15 protein-coding genes are annotated in these 15598 nt (G+C 72.0%); 4 read left to right on the top strand and 11 right to left on the bottom strand.

What is annotated here, in order from left to right; translation table 11 throughout:
- Positions 1 to 35: 35 nt before the first annotated feature.
- Positions 36 to 632, top strand: coding sequence for a Clp protease N-terminal domain-containing protein (locus BSB02_RS08780; protein ID WP_084958203.1), 597 nt, complete (start codon positions 36 to 38; stop codon positions 630 to 632).
- Here BSB02_RS08780 and BSB02_RS08775 read toward each other — a convergent pair.
- Positions 603 to 1625: a GNAT family N-acetyltransferase gene (locus BSB02_RS08775; protein WP_084958402.1), complete on the bottom strand. Its 1023-nt coding sequence runs from the start codon at positions 1623 to 1625 to the stop codon at positions 603 to 605. The genes BSB02_RS08780 and BSB02_RS08775 overlap by 30 nt on opposite strands.
- A 75-nt stretch (positions 1626 to 1700) precedes the next feature.
- On the opposite strand from BSB02_RS08775, the gene BSB02_RS08770 reads away from it, so the two are divergent.
- Positions 1701 to 3101 carry an NAD(P)/FAD-dependent oxidoreductase gene (locus BSB02_RS08770; protein WP_084958202.1) on the top strand — a complete coding sequence of 467 codons (1401 nt, stop codon included), beginning with the start codon at positions 1701 to 1703 and terminating at the stop codon, positions 3099 to 3101.
- Positions 3102 to 3183: 82 nt separating this feature from the next.
- Positions 3184 to 4794, top strand: a complete 1611-nt coding sequence (locus tag BSB02_RS08765; RefSeq protein WP_084958201.1) for an amidohydrolase — start codon at positions 3184 to 3186, stop codon at positions 4792 to 4794.
- Here BSB02_RS08765 and BSB02_RS08760 read toward each other — a convergent pair.
- The 6 genes from BSB02_RS08760 to gap form a co-directional block, all read right to left on the bottom strand.
- On the bottom strand, positions 4779 to 5834 hold the full coding sequence (locus BSB02_RS08760) for a beta propeller repeat protein (protein ID WP_084958200.1): 1056 nt from the start codon (positions 5832 to 5834) through the stop codon (positions 4779 to 4781). The two genes, BSB02_RS08765 and BSB02_RS08760, sit on opposite strands and share 16 nt — an antisense overlap.
- 90 nt (positions 5835 to 5924) lie before the next feature.
- Complete coding sequence (locus tag BSB02_RS08755; protein ID WP_084958199.1) at positions 5925 to 6269, bottom strand: RNA polymerase-binding protein RbpA; 345 nt, start codon at positions 6267 to 6269, stop codon at positions 5925 to 5927.
- Positions 6270 to 6345: 76 nt separating this feature from the next.
- Entirely contained in the window at positions 6346 to 6576 is a 231-nt protein-coding gene (gene secG, locus BSB02_RS08750; protein WP_084958198.1) for a preprotein translocase subunit SecG, read from the bottom strand.
- A 99-nt stretch (positions 6577 to 6675) separates the two neighbouring features.
- On the bottom strand, positions 6676 to 7437 hold the full coding sequence (gene tpiA, locus BSB02_RS08745; RefSeq protein ID WP_084958401.1) for a triose-phosphate isomerase: 762 nt from the start codon (positions 7435 to 7437) through the stop codon (positions 6676 to 6678).
- A 17-nt stretch (positions 7438 to 7454) separates the two neighbouring features.
- Positions 7455 to 8642, bottom strand: coding sequence for a phosphoglycerate kinase (locus BSB02_RS08740; RefSeq protein ID WP_084958197.1), 1188 nt, complete (start codon positions 8640 to 8642; stop codon positions 7455 to 7457).
- Positions 8643 to 8644: 2 nt separating this feature from the next.
- Positions 8645 to 9649: a type I glyceraldehyde-3-phosphate dehydrogenase gene (gap, locus tag BSB02_RS08735; protein WP_084958196.1), complete on the bottom strand. Its 1005-nt coding sequence runs from the start codon at positions 9647 to 9649 to the stop codon at positions 8645 to 8647.
- Positions 9650 to 9866: 217 nt separating this feature from the next.
- Between gap and BSB02_RS08730 the strand changes: the two genes are divergently transcribed.
- Complete coding sequence (locus tag BSB02_RS08730; RefSeq protein ID WP_143590397.1) at positions 9867 to 10502, top strand: hypothetical protein; 636 nt, start codon at positions 9867 to 9869, stop codon at positions 10500 to 10502.
- A gap of 36 nt (positions 10503 to 10538) precedes the next feature.
- On the opposite strand, the gene whiA is transcribed toward BSB02_RS08730, so the two are convergent.
- The 4 genes from whiA to uvrC all read right to left on the bottom strand — a co-directional run bounded on the left by whiA (position 10539) and on the right by uvrC (position 15396).
- Positions 10539 to 11519 (bottom strand): DNA-binding protein WhiA, encoded by a 981-nt coding sequence (gene whiA, locus BSB02_RS08725; protein ID WP_084958194.1) that lies wholly within the window; start codon positions 11517 to 11519, stop codon positions 10539 to 10541.
- A gap of 85 nt (positions 11520 to 11604) precedes the next feature.
- Positions 11605 to 12522: a gluconeogenesis factor YvcK family protein gene (locus BSB02_RS08720; protein ID WP_084958193.1), complete on the bottom strand. Its 918-nt coding sequence runs from the start codon at positions 12520 to 12522 to the stop codon at positions 11605 to 11607.
- Positions 12523 to 12635: 113 nt separating this feature from the next.
- Entirely contained in the window at positions 12636 to 13508 is an 873-nt protein-coding gene (rapZ, locus tag BSB02_RS08715) for an RNase adapter RapZ (RefSeq protein ID WP_143590395.1), read from the bottom strand.
- The gene (gene uvrC, locus BSB02_RS08710; RefSeq protein ID WP_084958192.1) at positions 13495 to 15396 is read right to left on the bottom strand and encodes an excinuclease ABC subunit UvrC; all 1902 of its coding nucleotides are present in this window, start codon (positions 15394 to 15396) and stop codon (positions 13495 to 13497) included. The genes rapZ and uvrC overlap by 14 nt, the downstream gene beginning before the upstream one ends.
- Positions 15397 to 15598: the final 202 nt, after the last annotated feature.

Below are 15598 nucleotides of genomic sequence, written 5' to 3'. Positions count from 1 at the left end.
AGCGCTCATGGTCGCCCGCTCCTCCGGAGGCCGACGTGTTCGAACGCTTCTCCGACCGCGCCCGCCGCGTCGTCGTCCTGGCCCAGGACGAGGCCCGGATGCTGCACCACAACTACATCGGCACCGAGCACATCCTGCTCGGGCTCCTCCACGACCACGAGGGCCTGGCCTGCCAGGTCCTCAGGGACGCCGGGGTGGACCTCGAGACGGTGCGCCGCGCGGTGAAGGACATCATCGGCGTGGGCGCGACCGAGGTCGCCGCCGGGCACATCCCCTTCACGCCGCGTGCCAAGAAGGTGCTGGAGCTGTCGCTGCGGGAGGCGCTGCAGCTCCACCACACCTACATCGGCACCGAGCACATCCTGCTCGGCCTCATCCGCGAGGGCGAGGGGGTGGCCGCGCAGGTGCTGACCGGCCAGGGGCTGAACCTGGCCGACCTGCGCGAGCGGGTCGTGGAGCGGATCCGGCACAAGCGGCCCGGGGCCGAGCACGGCCGCTCGGCCGTCGAGCGGGAGCTTCTGGAACGGCTGGACCGCATCCAGCAGAGCCTGGACCGCATCGAGGCCCGCCTGGAGGCTCTGGAGGGCCGCCGCGACTCCGGCTCAGACCAGGACACCGGCACCGACGGATAGCCGCGCCTCCACCACGCCCGGGTCGTCGGTGTAGCTCAGCGTGGCGCCCAGCCTCACCATCAGCCGGCGCATGCGCACGTTGTCCGACAGCAGGGTGGCGCGCACCTCGGCGTAGCCCAGGTCCCTGGCCGCCCGCACCAGCTTCCCGGCCAGGAGCGTGCCCAGGCCGCGGCCCTGCCAGCGGTCCTCGACCAGGAAGGCCATCTCGGCGATGCCGGGGTCCGGGGTGAACATCAGGTTCGCCACCGCCACGACCTGCCCGTCGTGGCCCGCCACCAGCGACAGGCCGCGGCCGCGGTCGCACATGCGGTCGAACACGCGCGGCGGCAGCGCCGGCAGCGAGGTGAAGTAGCGGAACCTGCGCGACTCCGGCGAGCACCGCTCGTGCAGGTCGCGGACGGCCTCGCGGTACATCGGGGTGAGCGGGCGCACCTCCAGGCGGGTGCCGTCCGACAGCGTGATCTCCCGGTCGCCGCCGCGGTCCTCGGCGGGCGGCTGGGCCAGGCGGACCAGCGCCGCCGCCCTGGCCGACTCGGTCAACGTGAAGGGCAGGCCGGTACGGCGCAGCCGTACCGACCGCTTGTCGGTCACGCGCACCACCAGCTGGGTCGGGTCGGGAAGATCGTTCACCGCTTCACCATAGATCCACCGGGCGTCGTCCGCGCGCAGCAGCTCGGCCAGCAGCTCCGGCAGGCGCCACGGGGTGGCGCGCAGCCGCGCGGCCAGCAGCAGCACCCGGGTGGGCTCGTCGGTCAGCTCGTGCGCGGTGGCGGGGACGACCCGCACCCGCCTGCCGCCCGCCGCCTCCAGGGCCTGCCTGACGGCCTCCGGGGAGGCCGGGATGTCCGCGACGAACTCGTCGACCGTGCCGTCGACGTCGGGCTGGACGCTCAGGCCCAGGATGTTGCCGCCCCGCTCGGCCAGCGCCGCGGCCAGCTTGGCGAGCCTGCCGGGTCGTTCGTCGACCGTCGTTCTGATGCGCAGGAATCCCATGTCCTCCAGCATGCGGGAGGTCTGTTACACCGCCGCTACGTGGGTGTTTCTAGGTGAATGGCATGATGTGGGCTCATGAGTACGCGCGTTCCGCTTTCCGCCGGTTTCGTCAATGGTGACGTCTCGTTCTGGTACCGGTCCTCCGGCGTGCCCGCGCCCGGGCCGCGGCTGGAGGGGTCGCTGTCGGCCGACGTCGTCATCGTGGGGGCCGGGTACACCGGGCTGTGGACCGCGTACTACCTCAAGCGCTCCGCGCCCGAGCTGCGCGTGGTGGTGCTGGAGCAGGAGTTCGCCGGGTTCGGCGCGTCCGGCCGCAACGGCGGCTGGCTGACCGGCGACCTGGCAGGCTCGCACGCCCGCTACGCCAGGACCCATGGCGCCGACGCGGTGCGGGCGCTGCAGCGGGAGATGTTCGCCTCCATCGACGAGGTGATCGACGTGTGCGCCAAAGAGGGCATCGACGCCGACATCGTCAAGGGCGGCGTGCTCACCGTCGCGCGCAACACGGCGCAGGCGTCACGGTTGCGCGCGCACGTCTCGGGTCTGCGGGCCTGGGGCCTGGAGCAGGCGGACCTGCGGCTGCTGCCGCCGGAGGAGCGGGAGGCGCGGCTGCGGGTCGCGGGGGCCGTGGAGGCGGCGTGGAGCCCGCACTGCGCCCGCATCCAGCCGGCCAAGCTGGTCCAGGGGCTCGCGCGCGTCGTCAGGGAGCTGGGGGTGGAGCTGTATGAGCAGACACCGGTGACCGCCATCGCCCCCCGGCGGGCGGTGACCCCCTACGGCACGGTGACGGGGAAGTTCGTGATCCGCGCGACCGAGGGCTTCACGCCGCGCCTGCGCGGGCTGCGCCGCCAGTGGCTCCCCATGAACAGCTCCATGATCGTGACCGAGCCGCTGCCGGAGTCGTTCTGGGAGTCCGTGGGCTGGTCGGGCAGCGAGCTGCTGGGCGACACGGCGCACTACTACATGTACGCCCAGCGGACCGCCGACGGGCGCATCGCCTTCGGCGGGCGCGGCCGGCCGTACCTTTACGGGTCGAGGGTGGACGCCCGCGGGCACACCCACGACTGGACCGTGGAGGCGCTGTGGCGGCTGCTGGTGGACTTCTTCCCGGCCGCGGCCTCCTCGTCGGTCGCGCACGCCTGGTCGGGGGTGCTGGGGGTGCCGCGCGACTGGTGCTCCACCGTGCACCTGGACCCGGCCACGGGGCTCGGCTGGGCGGGCGGGTACACCGGCCACGGCGTCACGACGGCCAACCTGGCGGGGCGCACGCTGCGCGACCTCATCCTGGGAGAGGACACCGAGCTCGTCACGCTGCCGTGGGTCGGGCGGAAGGTGCGCGCCTGGGAGCCCGAGCCGCTGCGGTGGCTCGGGGTGCACTCCATGTACCGGCTGTACCGGATGGCCGACGCCCGGGAGCGCACGATGCGCCGCACGTCCGTCCTGGCCCGCTTCGCCGACCTCATCACCGGGCACTGAAGTCGGCGGTACTGAAGTCACCGGCCACCGAAGTCACCGGCCACTGAAGGTCGCCCACCCCACTCATTCGACAAGGAGAGCAATGGAGATCCTCTTCCGAGGCGGGCGCGTGTTCACCGCGGCGGGCGGGTTCGCCGAGGCCGTGCTGGTCCGCGACGGCGTGATCGCGGCCGTGGGCGGCGAGGCCGAGCTGGCCGGGGCGGCCTCCCCCGGGCACGAGACGGTGGACCTGGACGGCGGGCTGCTCACGCCCGGCTTCACCGACGCGCACATCCATCCCGTCCAGGCCGGGCTGGAGCGGGCCAAGTGCGACCTGTCCGAGGTGTACGGCCTGGACGCCTACCTGGCCAAGGTCGCCGCCTACGCCGAGAGCGATCCCGGCAGGGAGTGGATCGACGGCGGCGGCTGGGACATGTCGGCCTTCCCCGGCGGCCTGCCGCGCCGCGAGCAGCTCGACTTCCTCGACCGCCCGGCCTACCTGATCCAGCGGGACCACCACGCGGCCTGGGTGAACACCAGGGCCCTGGAGCGGGCGGGCATCACCAGGGACACCCCCGACCCCGCCGACGGCAGGATCGAGCGCGACCCGGACGGCACGCCCACCGGCGTGCTGCACGAGGGCGCCATGGACCTCGTCGGCCTGCTCACCCCCCGCCCCACGGCCCGTGACCTCGACGACGCCCTCCTGGACGCCCAGCGGCACCTGTTCACGCTCGGCGTCACCGGCTGGCAGGACGCCATCGTCGGCTCCTACGCCGGGTCGGACGACCAGCTGCCGACCTACCTGTCCGCCGCCGGGCGCGGCACGCTCAAGGCCCGCGTGGTGGGCGCGCTGTGGTGGGACCGCACCCGCGGCGCCGACCAGATCGAGGAGTTGGTCGAGCGCCGCCGCTCGGCCGAGCACCTGGAGCGCTTCCGCGCCACCTCGGTCAAGATCATGCAGGACGGCATCACCGAGAACTTCACCGCCGCCGTGCTGGAGCCGTACTGCAGGTGCGGCGGCACCGGCCTGTCCTACGTCGACCCCGGCAAGCTGAAGGAGTACGTCGCCCAGCTGGACCGGCACGGCTTCCAGGTGCACTTCCACGCGATCGGCGAGCGGGCGGTGCGCGAGGCGCTGGACAGCCTGGAGGGCACCGACCCGGCCAACCGCCACCACATCGCGCACCTGCAGATCATCGAGCCGTCCGACGTGCCGCGCTTCGCCGCCCTCGGCGTGACGGCCAACCTGCAGATGCTGTGGGCCACGCACCACGCCCAGATGGATGAGCTGACGATCCCGTTCCTCGGCGAGGAGCGCTCCGCCTGGCAGTACCCGTTCGCCGACCTGCGCAAGGCGGGCGCCCGGTTCTGCGCGGGCAGCGACTGGCCGGTGTCCAACGCCGATCCCGTCCAGGCGCTCCACGTGGCGGTCAACCGTACCGAACCCGGCGGCTCGGTCCACGCCGGCTACCCGACCGCGCAGACGCCGTTCCTGCCCGAGCAGCGCATCGACCTGGCGACGGCGCTGACCGCCTACACGGCCGGATCGGCGTGGATCAACCGCTCCCCGGCGGGCGTCATCGAGCCCGGCCGCCCCGCCGACCTGGTCGTGCTGGACCGCGACCCGTTCCGGCTGGACCCGGGCGACATCTGGACGACGCGGGTGCGCATGACGTTCCTAAACGGGGAGGCGGTCTACGAGAGCTCGTAGATCCTCTCCCGGGCGTCCGAGAGGTCGCCCCACAGCCATAGGCGCCCGGCGGGCGTCCGGCCCAGTGCCAGGGCCTCCGTGAGGTGCCGGGGCGGCTTCAGGGTCCGCCACCTGCCTTCCCGCAGGAGGAACAGGCGCGGCAGCGTGAGGGCGTCATCGGTGAAGACGACGTCGCCGGACGCCGCGATCGCCACGTGCTGGAGGTCGACGTCCTTGGCGGGCGGGGTGACGCGCCGCCACTGCCGGCCGTCCCAGTGCAGGGCGAAGTCCCCGAGCCTCGTGTAGACGTGGCCGACGCACTTGGTGAGGTGCGAGCGAATCTCGGCCGAGGCCCACACCTCGCCGCCGGCGCCGGTGGCCCAGTCGGTGATCTCGACGGCCGGTTCGGTGAGCGTGGAGCCGCACGCCCCTGAGAAGCCGCCCTTCGGCTTGGGCGGCAGCGAGTCGCCGGGGAGCGACGTCTCGATCCACTGACCGCCGTCCCAGTGCAGGGGCGTCTTCCCGTCGGCGCTCAGCGCCCAGATGTCGCCGGGTCCGGCCGCCAGCAGCCTGGAGACGGCCCTGGGGGCGTCCTGGCGGGCCCAGGAGGCGCCGTCCCAGCGCCAGATCCTCCCGCCGGAGCTCGCCACCCACGCCTGGCCGTCGGCGGTCGCGACGGCGTCGGCCAGCCGGCCGGCGCCCGGGATCGGATGGTCGCTCCAGCGGTTGCCCGACACCCGCCAGGTGTGAATGGTCCCGCCGCGTGTGCCGCCTCGCACGTCGCCGAACACCCACGGGCCGCTGATCCTGGCGTGCGCCGCCTTGCGGAAGGCCGCCGGGGTGGCCGCCCGCTTCCACCGCCTGCCGTCCCAGCGCAGCATGTGCCAGGTCTCACGATCCGCCCAGTCGAAGGCGATCGCGCGCTCGCCGTCGATCTCGTGGTCGCGCTCGTGGAAGGCGAGGCTCCCCGTCCAGGTGGGCCGCCAGGAGGCCGACGCCTCGGCGGGAGCAGCCGGCAGGCCCGTGATCAGCAGCGCCACGACGGCGCTCCTCAGCATCATGGAGATCATTGTGCACGGCCGTACCACCCCAAAAGGCGCGATACGGCGAAAGCCCCCGCCGAAGATCGGCGGGGGCCGGTCAGCCGCCGGTCACCAGGGGCTCTTGTTCATGCGCAGCCGCTCCAGCGCCTCTTCGAGGATGGCCTTGCCGTCCTTGTCGCTCCTGCGCTCCTTGACGTACGCCAGATGCGTCTTGTAGGGCTCGTTCTTCGGCGGCGCAGGCGGATTGGACTGGTCCTGACCGGCGGGCAGGCCGCAGCGCGGGCAGTCCCACAGCTCGGGGATCGCCGCGTCGCTGGCGAAACTGGGGCGCGTCTCGTGCATGTTCGCGCACCAGAACGAGACCCGCACTCTGGGGGCGGCCTCGCCGCGCTCGGCCTCGCCCATCGGGCCCGCGCCTACCCGGCTGCCACGGATCGCGTTGCCACTACCCACGGATGAACTCCTCGCTCGAACGCCCCGCGGGACACGGGGGAAGAATCACTGTCACGCGCGTGCGAACCTGCGCTGCCTACGGCTTGAGCAGCAGGCCCAGAGCGATGATGCAGACCAGCCAGACCGCGCCCGTGATGACGGTGAGCCGGTCGAGGTTGCGCTCGACCACCGAGGAACCCCCGAAGTTCGACGAGAAGCCGCCGCCGAACATGTCGGACAGACCGCCGCCCTTGCCCTTGTGGAGCAGGACGAGCAGGATCATGAGCAAGCTCGCCAGGATCAGGGCGATGGAGATTCCAATGACCACGGTAGACCTGTTCTTTCGGTGCTCTGGACTGCGTGACGATTCAAACTTGCTTCTAGAGGGTACGACCTGTTGTCAAGTCGCGCCTCCGATATGTCATGGTTAGCCCGACATTTCGGTGAACCGGCAGATCTTCACGAACTCCCCCGCGTCGATGCTCGCGCCGCCCACGAGCGCGCCGTCGACGTCGGGCTGAGCCATGATCCCCGCGATGTTGCCGGACTTCACCGAGCCTCCGTACAGGATACGGATACCATCGGCCACCTGGGGGTCGTACAGCTCGGCGAGTCGCCTGCGCAGCGCCTCGCAGACCTCCTGGGCGTCCTCGGGCGTGGCCACCTCGCCGGTGCCGATCGCCCACACCGGCTCGTAGGCCACCACCACCGATTGTGCCTGCTCCGCGGTCACCTTGCGCAGCGCACCGTCGAGCTGGGAGACCGTGAAGGCCACGTGGCCGCCGGCCTGGCGGATCGGCAGCGCCTCGCCCACGCACAGGATCGGCGTGAGCGAGTGCCGCAGCGCGGCGTGGACCTTGGCGTTGACCAGGGCGTCGTCCTCGCCGTGGTACTGCCGGCGCTCCGAGTGCCCCACCACCACGTAGGTGCAGCCGAGCTTGGCCAGCATCGCGCCGGAGATCTCGCCGGTGTAGGCGCCGGCGTCGTGGGCGGACAGGTCCTGCGCGCCGTACACGATGCGCAGCCTGTCCCCGTCGACCAGGGTCTGCACGCTGCGCAGGTCGGTGTACGGCGGCAGCACCGCCACCTCGACGTTGTCGAAGTCCTTGTCCGTCAGGGCGAAGGCCAGCTTCTGCACCAGGGCGATGGCCTCGAGGTGGTTGAGGTTCATCTTCCAGTTGCCGGCCATGAGCGGCTTGCGCACGGCTACTCCTCCAGTGCGGCGAGTCCGGGGAGGGTCTTGCCCTCCAGGTATTCCAGGCTCGCACCGCCTCCGGTGGAGATGTGCGAGAAGCCGTCCTCCGGCAGGCCCAGCTTGCGGACGGCCGCCGCCGAGTCGCCGCCGCCCACCACGGTGAACGCCTCGGACGTGACCAGCGCCTCGGCGATCGCCCGCGTGCCGCCCGAGAACGCCTCGAACTCGAAGACGCCCATCGGGCCGTTCCAGAACACCGTGCGGGCGTCGGCCAGCCTGCCCGCGAACAGCTCGCGGGTGCGCGGGCCGATGTCGAGCCCCTGCCGGTCGGCCGGGATGGCCGTGGCGTCGACCACCTCGTGCGGCGCGTCCTCGGCGAAGTGCGTGGCCGCCAGCACGTCGACCGGCAGCACGAGCTCCACGCCGCGCTTGGCCGCCTCGTTGAGGAAGCCGCGCACGTCGTCGAGCTGGTCCTCCTGCAGCAGCGACCGGCCGACCTCGTGGCCCTGCGCCTTGAGGAAGGTGTAGGCCATGCCGCCGCCGATGAGCAGCCGGTCGACCTTGGTCAGCAGGTTGGCGATGACGCCCAGCTTGTCGGAGACCTTCGCGCCGCCGAGCACGACCACGTAGGGGCGCTCGGGGTGCTCGGTCAGCTTGCGCAGCACCTCCACCTCGGCCACGACCAGCCCGCCCGCCGCGTGCGGCAGCAGCCTGGGCACGTCGTAGACGCTGGCGTGCCTGCGGTGCACCGCGCCGAACCCGTCGCCCACGTACAGCTCGGCGAGCTCCGCGAGCCGCTGGGCGAAGGCCTGCCGTTCCGCGTCGTCCTTGGACTCCTCGCCCGGCTCGTAGCGCAGGTTCTCCAGCAGCGCCACCTGGCCGTCCTCCAGGCCGCGCACCGTGGCCTGGGCGGACTCGCCCACCACGTCGGTCGCGAAGGCGACCTCGCGGCCCAGCAGCTCGCCCAGGCGGGCGGCGACGGGACGCAGGGAGTACTCCGGCTTGGGCCGGCCCTTGGGGCGGCCCAGGTGCGCGCAGACGATCACCTTGGCGCCCCGGCCGAGCAGGGCCCTGATGGTCGGCACGGAGGCGCGGATGCGCCCGTCGTCGGTGATCCGCCCGTCCTCGAGCGGCACGTTGAGGTCGGCGCGCACCAGCACGCGCCGCCCCTTCACGTCGAGATCGTCGATCGTGCGCATGGTCACAGGTCGCGGCCCACCAGCTCGATGAGGTCGGCCAGGCGGTTGGAGTAGCCCCACTCGTTGTCGTACCAGCCCACGACCTTGACCTGGTTGCCGATGACCTTGGTCAGGCCCGCGTCGAAGATGCAGGAGGCCGGGTCGGTGACGATGTCGGCGGAGACGATCTCGTCCTCGGTGTAGGACAGGATGCCCTTCAGCGGCCCCTCGGCGGCAGCCTTCATCGCGGCGTTGACCTCCTCGACGCTGACCTCGCGGGAGACGTCGACGGTCAGGTCGGTGGCCGAGCCGGTCGGGATCGGAACGCGCATGGCGAAGCCGTCGAGCTTGCCCTTCAGCTCCGGCAGCACCAGGCCGATGGCCTTGGCGGCGCCGGTGGAGGTCGGCACCACGTTGAGCGCGGCGGCGCGGGCGCGGCGCAGGTCCTTGTGCGGGCCGTCCTGCAGGTTCTGGTCCTGGGTGTAGGCGTGGATGGTGGTCATCAGACCCTTCTCGATGCCGAAGGTGTCGTGGATGACCTTGGCCATCGGGGCCAGGCAATTGGTGGTGCAGGAGGCGTTGGAGATGATCGTGTGCTTGGCCGGGTCGTAGACGTCGTGGTTGACGCCCATGACGATGGTGACGTCCTCGTTCTTGGCCGGCGCGGAGATGATGACCTTCTTGGCGCCGTTGTCGGCGTGCACCTTGGCCTTGGTCGCGTCGGTGAACAGGCCGGTCGACTCCACCACCACGTCCACGCCGAGGTCGCCCCAGGGCAGCTTGGCCGGGTCGCGCTCCTCGAAGACCTTGATCGCCTTGCCGTCGACGGTGATCTCGTCGCTGGTGGCCTTCACCTCGTACGGCAGGCGGCCGAGGATGCTGTCGTACTTCAGCAGATGGGCGAGCGTCGCGTTGTCAGTCAGGTCGTTGACGGCGACGATCTCGATGTCCTTGCCGCTCGCGGCGACCGCTCGCCAGAAGTTGCGGCCGATGCGGCCGAAGCCGTTGACGCCTACGCGGATGCTCACGGAAACCGATCTCCTCGTACGTGATGCGGGCTGAAACCTCAACCACGAACACTATCGGAACAGGATTGGTTTAGACCTCTTCAGGGCCCATCTCTTTCACCTCGTTCTTTGGACGAGATTTGCGGCCATGAAGTAAAGTGCCCCACTCGTCAGAGTAAAACGGGGAGACTCTGGGGGACGCATGCCTTCTCGGCGATCCGGACTTGCCGCCGGCTTGGTGGTCGGCTTTGTCGCGACGCTGGCCGGGGCGGCGGCCACGGGAGCGGCACTGTGGTTCGACGACCGCCTCCCCCGCGCGGTGGTCCGCTTCGCCGACGGCTGGCCGTTCCACGGCGGCCTCGCCCTGCTCACCGGGCTCCTCGTCGGGCTGGCCCTGTGCGCGGTCCGGCCGCGCAGCCTGCTCCTCCCGCCGCTGGCCTTCCTGTACGGCGGCGCCGCCGGCGCGCTGGGCGTGCTCGCCGCCGTCACGCTCGACTCCGCGCAGGGCACCGTGTACCCCGTGGGCGGCCGGCCCCAGCCCGGCGACGCCGCCGAGCTGGCCGCGGTCTTCGCTGAGGTGGCCCGCCAGTGGGTCGCCGAACCGCCCAAGAAGGCCTGGACGCTGTGGACGCTGGCGGCCCTCGCTGGGGCCACGGCCTTCCTCCTGGTCCTGCGGCGCGTGCTGCGCCTGCGCGCCCGCGACGACGCGGCCGTGGACGCCGTGGACGCCGTGGACGCCGAGCGCGGCGCCTCCGCCTCCGAGCCGGCGGTCGAGGAGGACGACGCCGAGTATCGGGGCGCCTTCGAGCCCGTCGTCCCGCCCCGTCCCGCCACCGCCCAGCCCGGCGACCTGTTCACCCCCCGCCAGGACTGACGCCGCCCCGGCACGGCCGTACCGGAAGACGATCGGTCAGGGGGCGAGCATCTCGGCGGTCAGGTTCGCCTCCGTGTTGGGGATGCCCAGGTCGGCGGCGCGCTTGTCGGCCATGGCCAGCAGGCGGCGGATGCGGCCCGCGATGGCGTCCTTGGTCAGCGGCGGGTCGGCGAGCTGGCCCAGCTCCTCCAGAGAGGCCTGCTTGTGCTCCACGCGCAGCCGCCCGGCCGTCACCAGGTGCTCGGGCGCGTCGTCGCCCAGGATCTCCAGCGCCCGCTGCACCCGCGCCCCGGCCGCCACCGCGGCCCGCGCCGAGCGGCGCAGGTTGGCGTCGTCGAAGTTGGCCAGCCGGTTGGCGGTGGCCCGCACCTCGCGGCGCATCCGCCGCTCCTCCCAGGCCAGCACGCTGTCGTGCGCGCCCAGCCGCGTCAGCAGCGCGCTGATGGCGTCGCCGTCGCGCACCACGACCCGGTCCACCCCGCGCACCTCGCGCGCCTTGGCGTGGATCTTCAGCCGCCGCGCCGCCCCCACCAGCGCCAGCGCGGCCTCCGGGCCCGGGCAGGTGACCTCCAGCGACATCGACCGGCCCGGCTCGGTGAGCGAGCCGTGCGCCAGGAACGCCCCCCGCCAGGCGGCCTCGGAATCACACGCCGCCCCCGCCACCACCTGGCGCGGCAGCCCGCGCACCGGGCGCCCGTGGTTGTCGATCAGGCCGGTCTGCCTGGCCAGCGCCTCGCCGTCCTTGTAGACCCGCACGACGTAGCGCGAGCCCTTGCGCAGCCCCGCCGGCGCCAGCACCATGACCTCGGCCTTGTGGCCGAACACCTCGCCGATGTCCTTGATCAGCCGCCGTGCGGTGGCGTTGGTGTCGAGCTCGGCCTCGATCACGATGCGCCCGCCCACCAGGTGCAGCCCGCTCGCGAACCGCAGCAGCGTGGAGACCTCCGCCTTGCGGCAGCAGGGCTTCAGCACCGGCAGGCGGCTCAGCTCGTCCTTCACCACACCCGTCATCGCCATAAGCGTTCAGTCCTCCCCCATCCAGACCGGCTTGCCAGCAGTCTGCCGCACCTTCGGTCCGCCCATGGCGCTTCCTGGGCCAGGATCACCGCTTCTGGAGGAAAATCTCGGCCAGGACGGAGGCGAGACGTCGTGGATCATGCCGGGGCGACCCGTCTTCGGCGGCGACGTCCGACATGACCAGGCCCGCCCCCATCGCGGCGGCCGCCTTCTCCAGCGCGTCGCGGTCGTCGACCACGCCGGTGTCGGCCAGCACCACGTCGATGGCCAGCTCCGGCGCGTGCTGCCTGAGCACCTCCAGGTGCTGCTGCGGCGAGAAGTCGTCGGTCTCGCCCGGCTGGGGGGCCAGGTTGAGCGTGACCAGCCGCCGGGCCCTGGTCAGGTGCAGCGCCCGCGCCAGCTCGGGCACCATCAGGTGCGGCAGCACGCTGGTGAACCACGAGCCCGGCCCGAACACCACCCAGTCGGCCTCCAGCACGGCCTCGATGGCCTCCGGCGGCGCCGGCGGGTCACGCGGAACGAGGGAGATCGACTGCACCCTGCCGGGGGTGAGCGCGCAGGCCACCTGCCCGCGCACGGTCGACATGCGCCCCTCCAGCTCCACCTCCGCGACGATGTCGAGCGGGACCGAGGCCATCGGCAGCACGCGGCCGTGGGCGCCCAGCAGCCGCCCGACCCAGTCCAGCCCGGCCACCGTGTCGCCCAGCAGCTCCCACAGCGCCACGATCAGCAGGTTGCCGACCGCGTGGCCGTGGAGCTCTCCCTCGCTCCTGAAGCGGTGCTGGACCACCTCGCTCCAGGTGCTGCCCCACTCGTCGTCGCCGCACAGCGCGGCCAGGGCCATGCGCAGGTCCCCCGGCGGCAGGACGCCCAGCTCGCGCCTGAGACGCCCGCTGGAGCCCCCGTCGTCGGCCACCGTGACGATGGCCGTCAGGTCGCGCGTGACCATCCTGAGGGCCGACAGGGACGCATACAGGCCGTGCCCGCCGCCCAGCGCGACCACCTTCGGCCCGCCGCCCGCCCCCTCGCTCCGAGATCCGCCGGGGTACGGCGAAGCCGCGCCCCCCGGCGCCGGCCCAACATGCGGGGGGAGGGCCGGGCCGTGACGCTCATCGGTCACTCGCGCCCCACATCCCGATGGGTCACCTGGACGTCCATGCCGCGGTCGCGCAGCCGGGCGGCGATCTGCTCGGCCATCGCGACGCTGCGGTGCTTGCCGCCGGTGCAGCCGACGGCCAGGGTCGCGTAGCTCTTGCCCTCCCGCTGGTAGCCGGTGGCCACGACCCGCAGCACCTCCTCGTAGGCGTCGAGGAACTCCTTGGCGCCGCGCTGCCCCAGCACGTAGTCGCGCACCGGGGCCTCCAGGCCGTTCATCGGGCGCAGCTCGGGCACCCAGTGCGGGTTGGGCAGGAACCGGCAGTCGACCACCAGGTCGGCGTCGACCGGCAGGCCGTACTTGAAGCCGAAGGAGACGACGTTGAGCCGCAGGCCGGGACGCTGGTCGCCGCCGAAGAAGGAGACGATCTTGTTGCGCAGCTCGTGGACGTTGAGCGAGGAGGTGTCGATGACCAGGTCGGCGTTGGCGCGCACCTCGCGCAGGATGCCCCGCTCGCGGGCGATGCCGTCGACCAGCCGCCCGTCGCCCTGCAGCGGGTGGGGGCGCCGCACGTTCTCGAAACGCCGCACCAGCTCCTCGTCGCTGGCCTCCAGGAAGGCCACCCGGACCGGGACGCCCCGGCCCTCCAGCTCCTCGATGGCGGCGTTGAGGTCGGTGGTGAAGGCCAGGCTGCGCACGTCGACGACGGCGGCGACCTTGTCGGCGGCCAGCTTGACCCGGCCGGCCTCCTCCGCCATGGCGAACAGCAGGCCCGGCGGCAGGTTGTCGATCACGAACCAGCCGATGTCCTCCAGGGCCTTGGCGGCCGTGCTCCGTCCCGCCCCGGACATGCCGGTGACGATGACGAACGCAGGATCGCTACGTTCGCTCACGGCCCTCCCCCTTCAGAGTCGACACGATGACCTCGGCGAGCGCGGGGCCGATGCCCTGGACCTGCTGGATCTCGGCGACGTCGGCCTCCCGCAGCCGCTTGACGGATCCGAAGTGCTTGAGCAACGCCTGCCTGCGCGCGGGGCCGAGCCCGGGAACCGCGTCGAGCGCGCTCTCCTTGACGCTCTTGGCCCTCTTGGTCCGATGGTAGTTGATGGCGAACCTGTGCGCCTCGTCACGAACCCGTTGCAGAAGGTAGAGGCCCTCGCTGGAGCGCGGCATGATGACCGGCTGGTCCTCGCCGGGCAGCCACACCTCCTCCAGCCGCTTGGCCAGGCCGCACACGCTGACGTCGTCGATGCCCAGCTCGTCCAGGGCCCGCTGGGCGGCCGCCGCCTGGGCCGGGCCCCCGTCGACGACCACCAGGTTGGGCGGGTAGGCGAACTTGCGCGGCTTGCCGGTCTCTGGGTCGATGGGCCCCAAGTCGTCGGCCGCGGCGATCTCGCCGGTGGCCGAGCGCTCCTCCAGGTAGCGCTTGAACCGCCGGGTGATCACCTCGTGGATCGAGGCCACGTCGCCCTCGGCGGCCTTGATGGCGAAGCGCCGGTACTCGCTCTTGCGCGCCAGGCCGTCCTCGAAGACCACCATGGAGGCCACCACGTTCTCGCCCTGCAGGTGGGAGACGTCGTAGCACTCGATGCGCAGCGGCGCCTGGTCCAGCTCCAGGGCGTCGGCGATCTCCTGCAGCGCCCGGCTGCGGGTGGTCAGGTCGCTCGCGCGCCTGATCTTGTGCTGGGCCAGCGCCTCCCTGGCGTTGCGCTCGACGGTCTCCATCAGCGCCTTCTTGTCGCCGCGCTGCGGCACCCGCAGCTCGACACGGCCCTTGCGCTGCTCTGCCAGCAGCTCCTGTACGGCTTCCGCATCCGGCGGCAGCGCGGGGACGAGGACCTCGCGAGGGATCTCGGCGTCGGCGTAGATCTGCAGCAGGAAGTGCTCCACCAGCTCGCCGGGGGTGGTCTCCTCCACCTTGTCCACCACCCAGCCGCGCTGGCCGCGGATGCGCCCGCCCCGCACGTAGAACACCTGGACGGCGGCCTCCAGCTGGTCCTCGGCCAGCGCGATCACGTCCGCGTCGGTCGCCTCGCCCAGCACCACGGCCTGCTTCTCCAGCGCCCGCTGCAACGCCTGGATGTCGTCGCGCAGCCGGGCCGCCCGCTCGTACTCCTGCTCGGCGGCCGCCTCCCGCATCTGCCTCTCCAGCCGCTTGATGAAGCGGCCGGTGTTGCCCGCCATGAAGTCGCAGAAGTCCTCGGCAATCTTGCGGTGCTCCTCGGGGGTCACCCGGCCCACGCACGGCGCGGAGCACTTGTCGATGTAGCCGAGCAGGCAGGGACGGCCGATCTGCCCGGCCCGCTTGAACACCCCCGAGCTGCACGTGCGCACCGGGAAGACCCGCAGCAGCAGGTCGACCGTCTCGCGGATGGCCCAGGCGTGGGAGTAGGGGCCGAAGTGGCGGTTGCCCTTCTTCCGCGCCCCGCGCATCACCTGGACCCGCGGGAACTCCTCGCTCAGCGTCACGGCCAGGTAGGGGTAGGACTTGTCGTCGCGGTACTTGACGTTGAAGCGCGGGTCGAACTCCTTGATCCAGGAGTACTCCAGCTGGAGCGCCTCGACCTCGGTGCCGACGACGGTCCAGTCGACCGACGCCGCCGTGGACAGCATGGTCTGGGTGCGCGGGTGCAGGCCGGCGAAGTCGGCGAAGTAGGAGTTCAGCCGCTGCCGGAGACTCTTGGCCTTGCCCACGTAGATGACCCGCTGGGCGGCGTCTTTGAACCTGTAGACCCCGGGGGAGTCGGGAATGGAGCCCGGCTTGGGCCGAAAACTCAACACGCGCTTATTGTCGCAGCCTTCGGCTGCGACGAGCTCGGGGCGCCGGGAAGGCTCACTCTTCCCTCGTCGGGTGAGGGCGCCGGGGCGCCCTTACCCTCCTCAGTCCAGAGCGAGCCGCGCCCCTCGCAGCCTCGGGCGTGGAACGCCCGAGGCACCCCTCAGTGGTTGAGGTACGAGTGCTGCCTGGTCGCCGTATCGGTGG

It is taken from the genome of Thermoactinospora rubra, assembly GCF_002093975.1.
GTDB classification, from domain to species: Bacteria; Actinomycetota; Actinomycetes; order Streptosporangiales; family Streptosporangiaceae; genus Nonomuraea; species Nonomuraea rubra_A.
The sequence above is the reverse complement of the archived record's forward strand: the minus strand, read 5'-3'. Positions and strand labels throughout refer to the sequence as shown.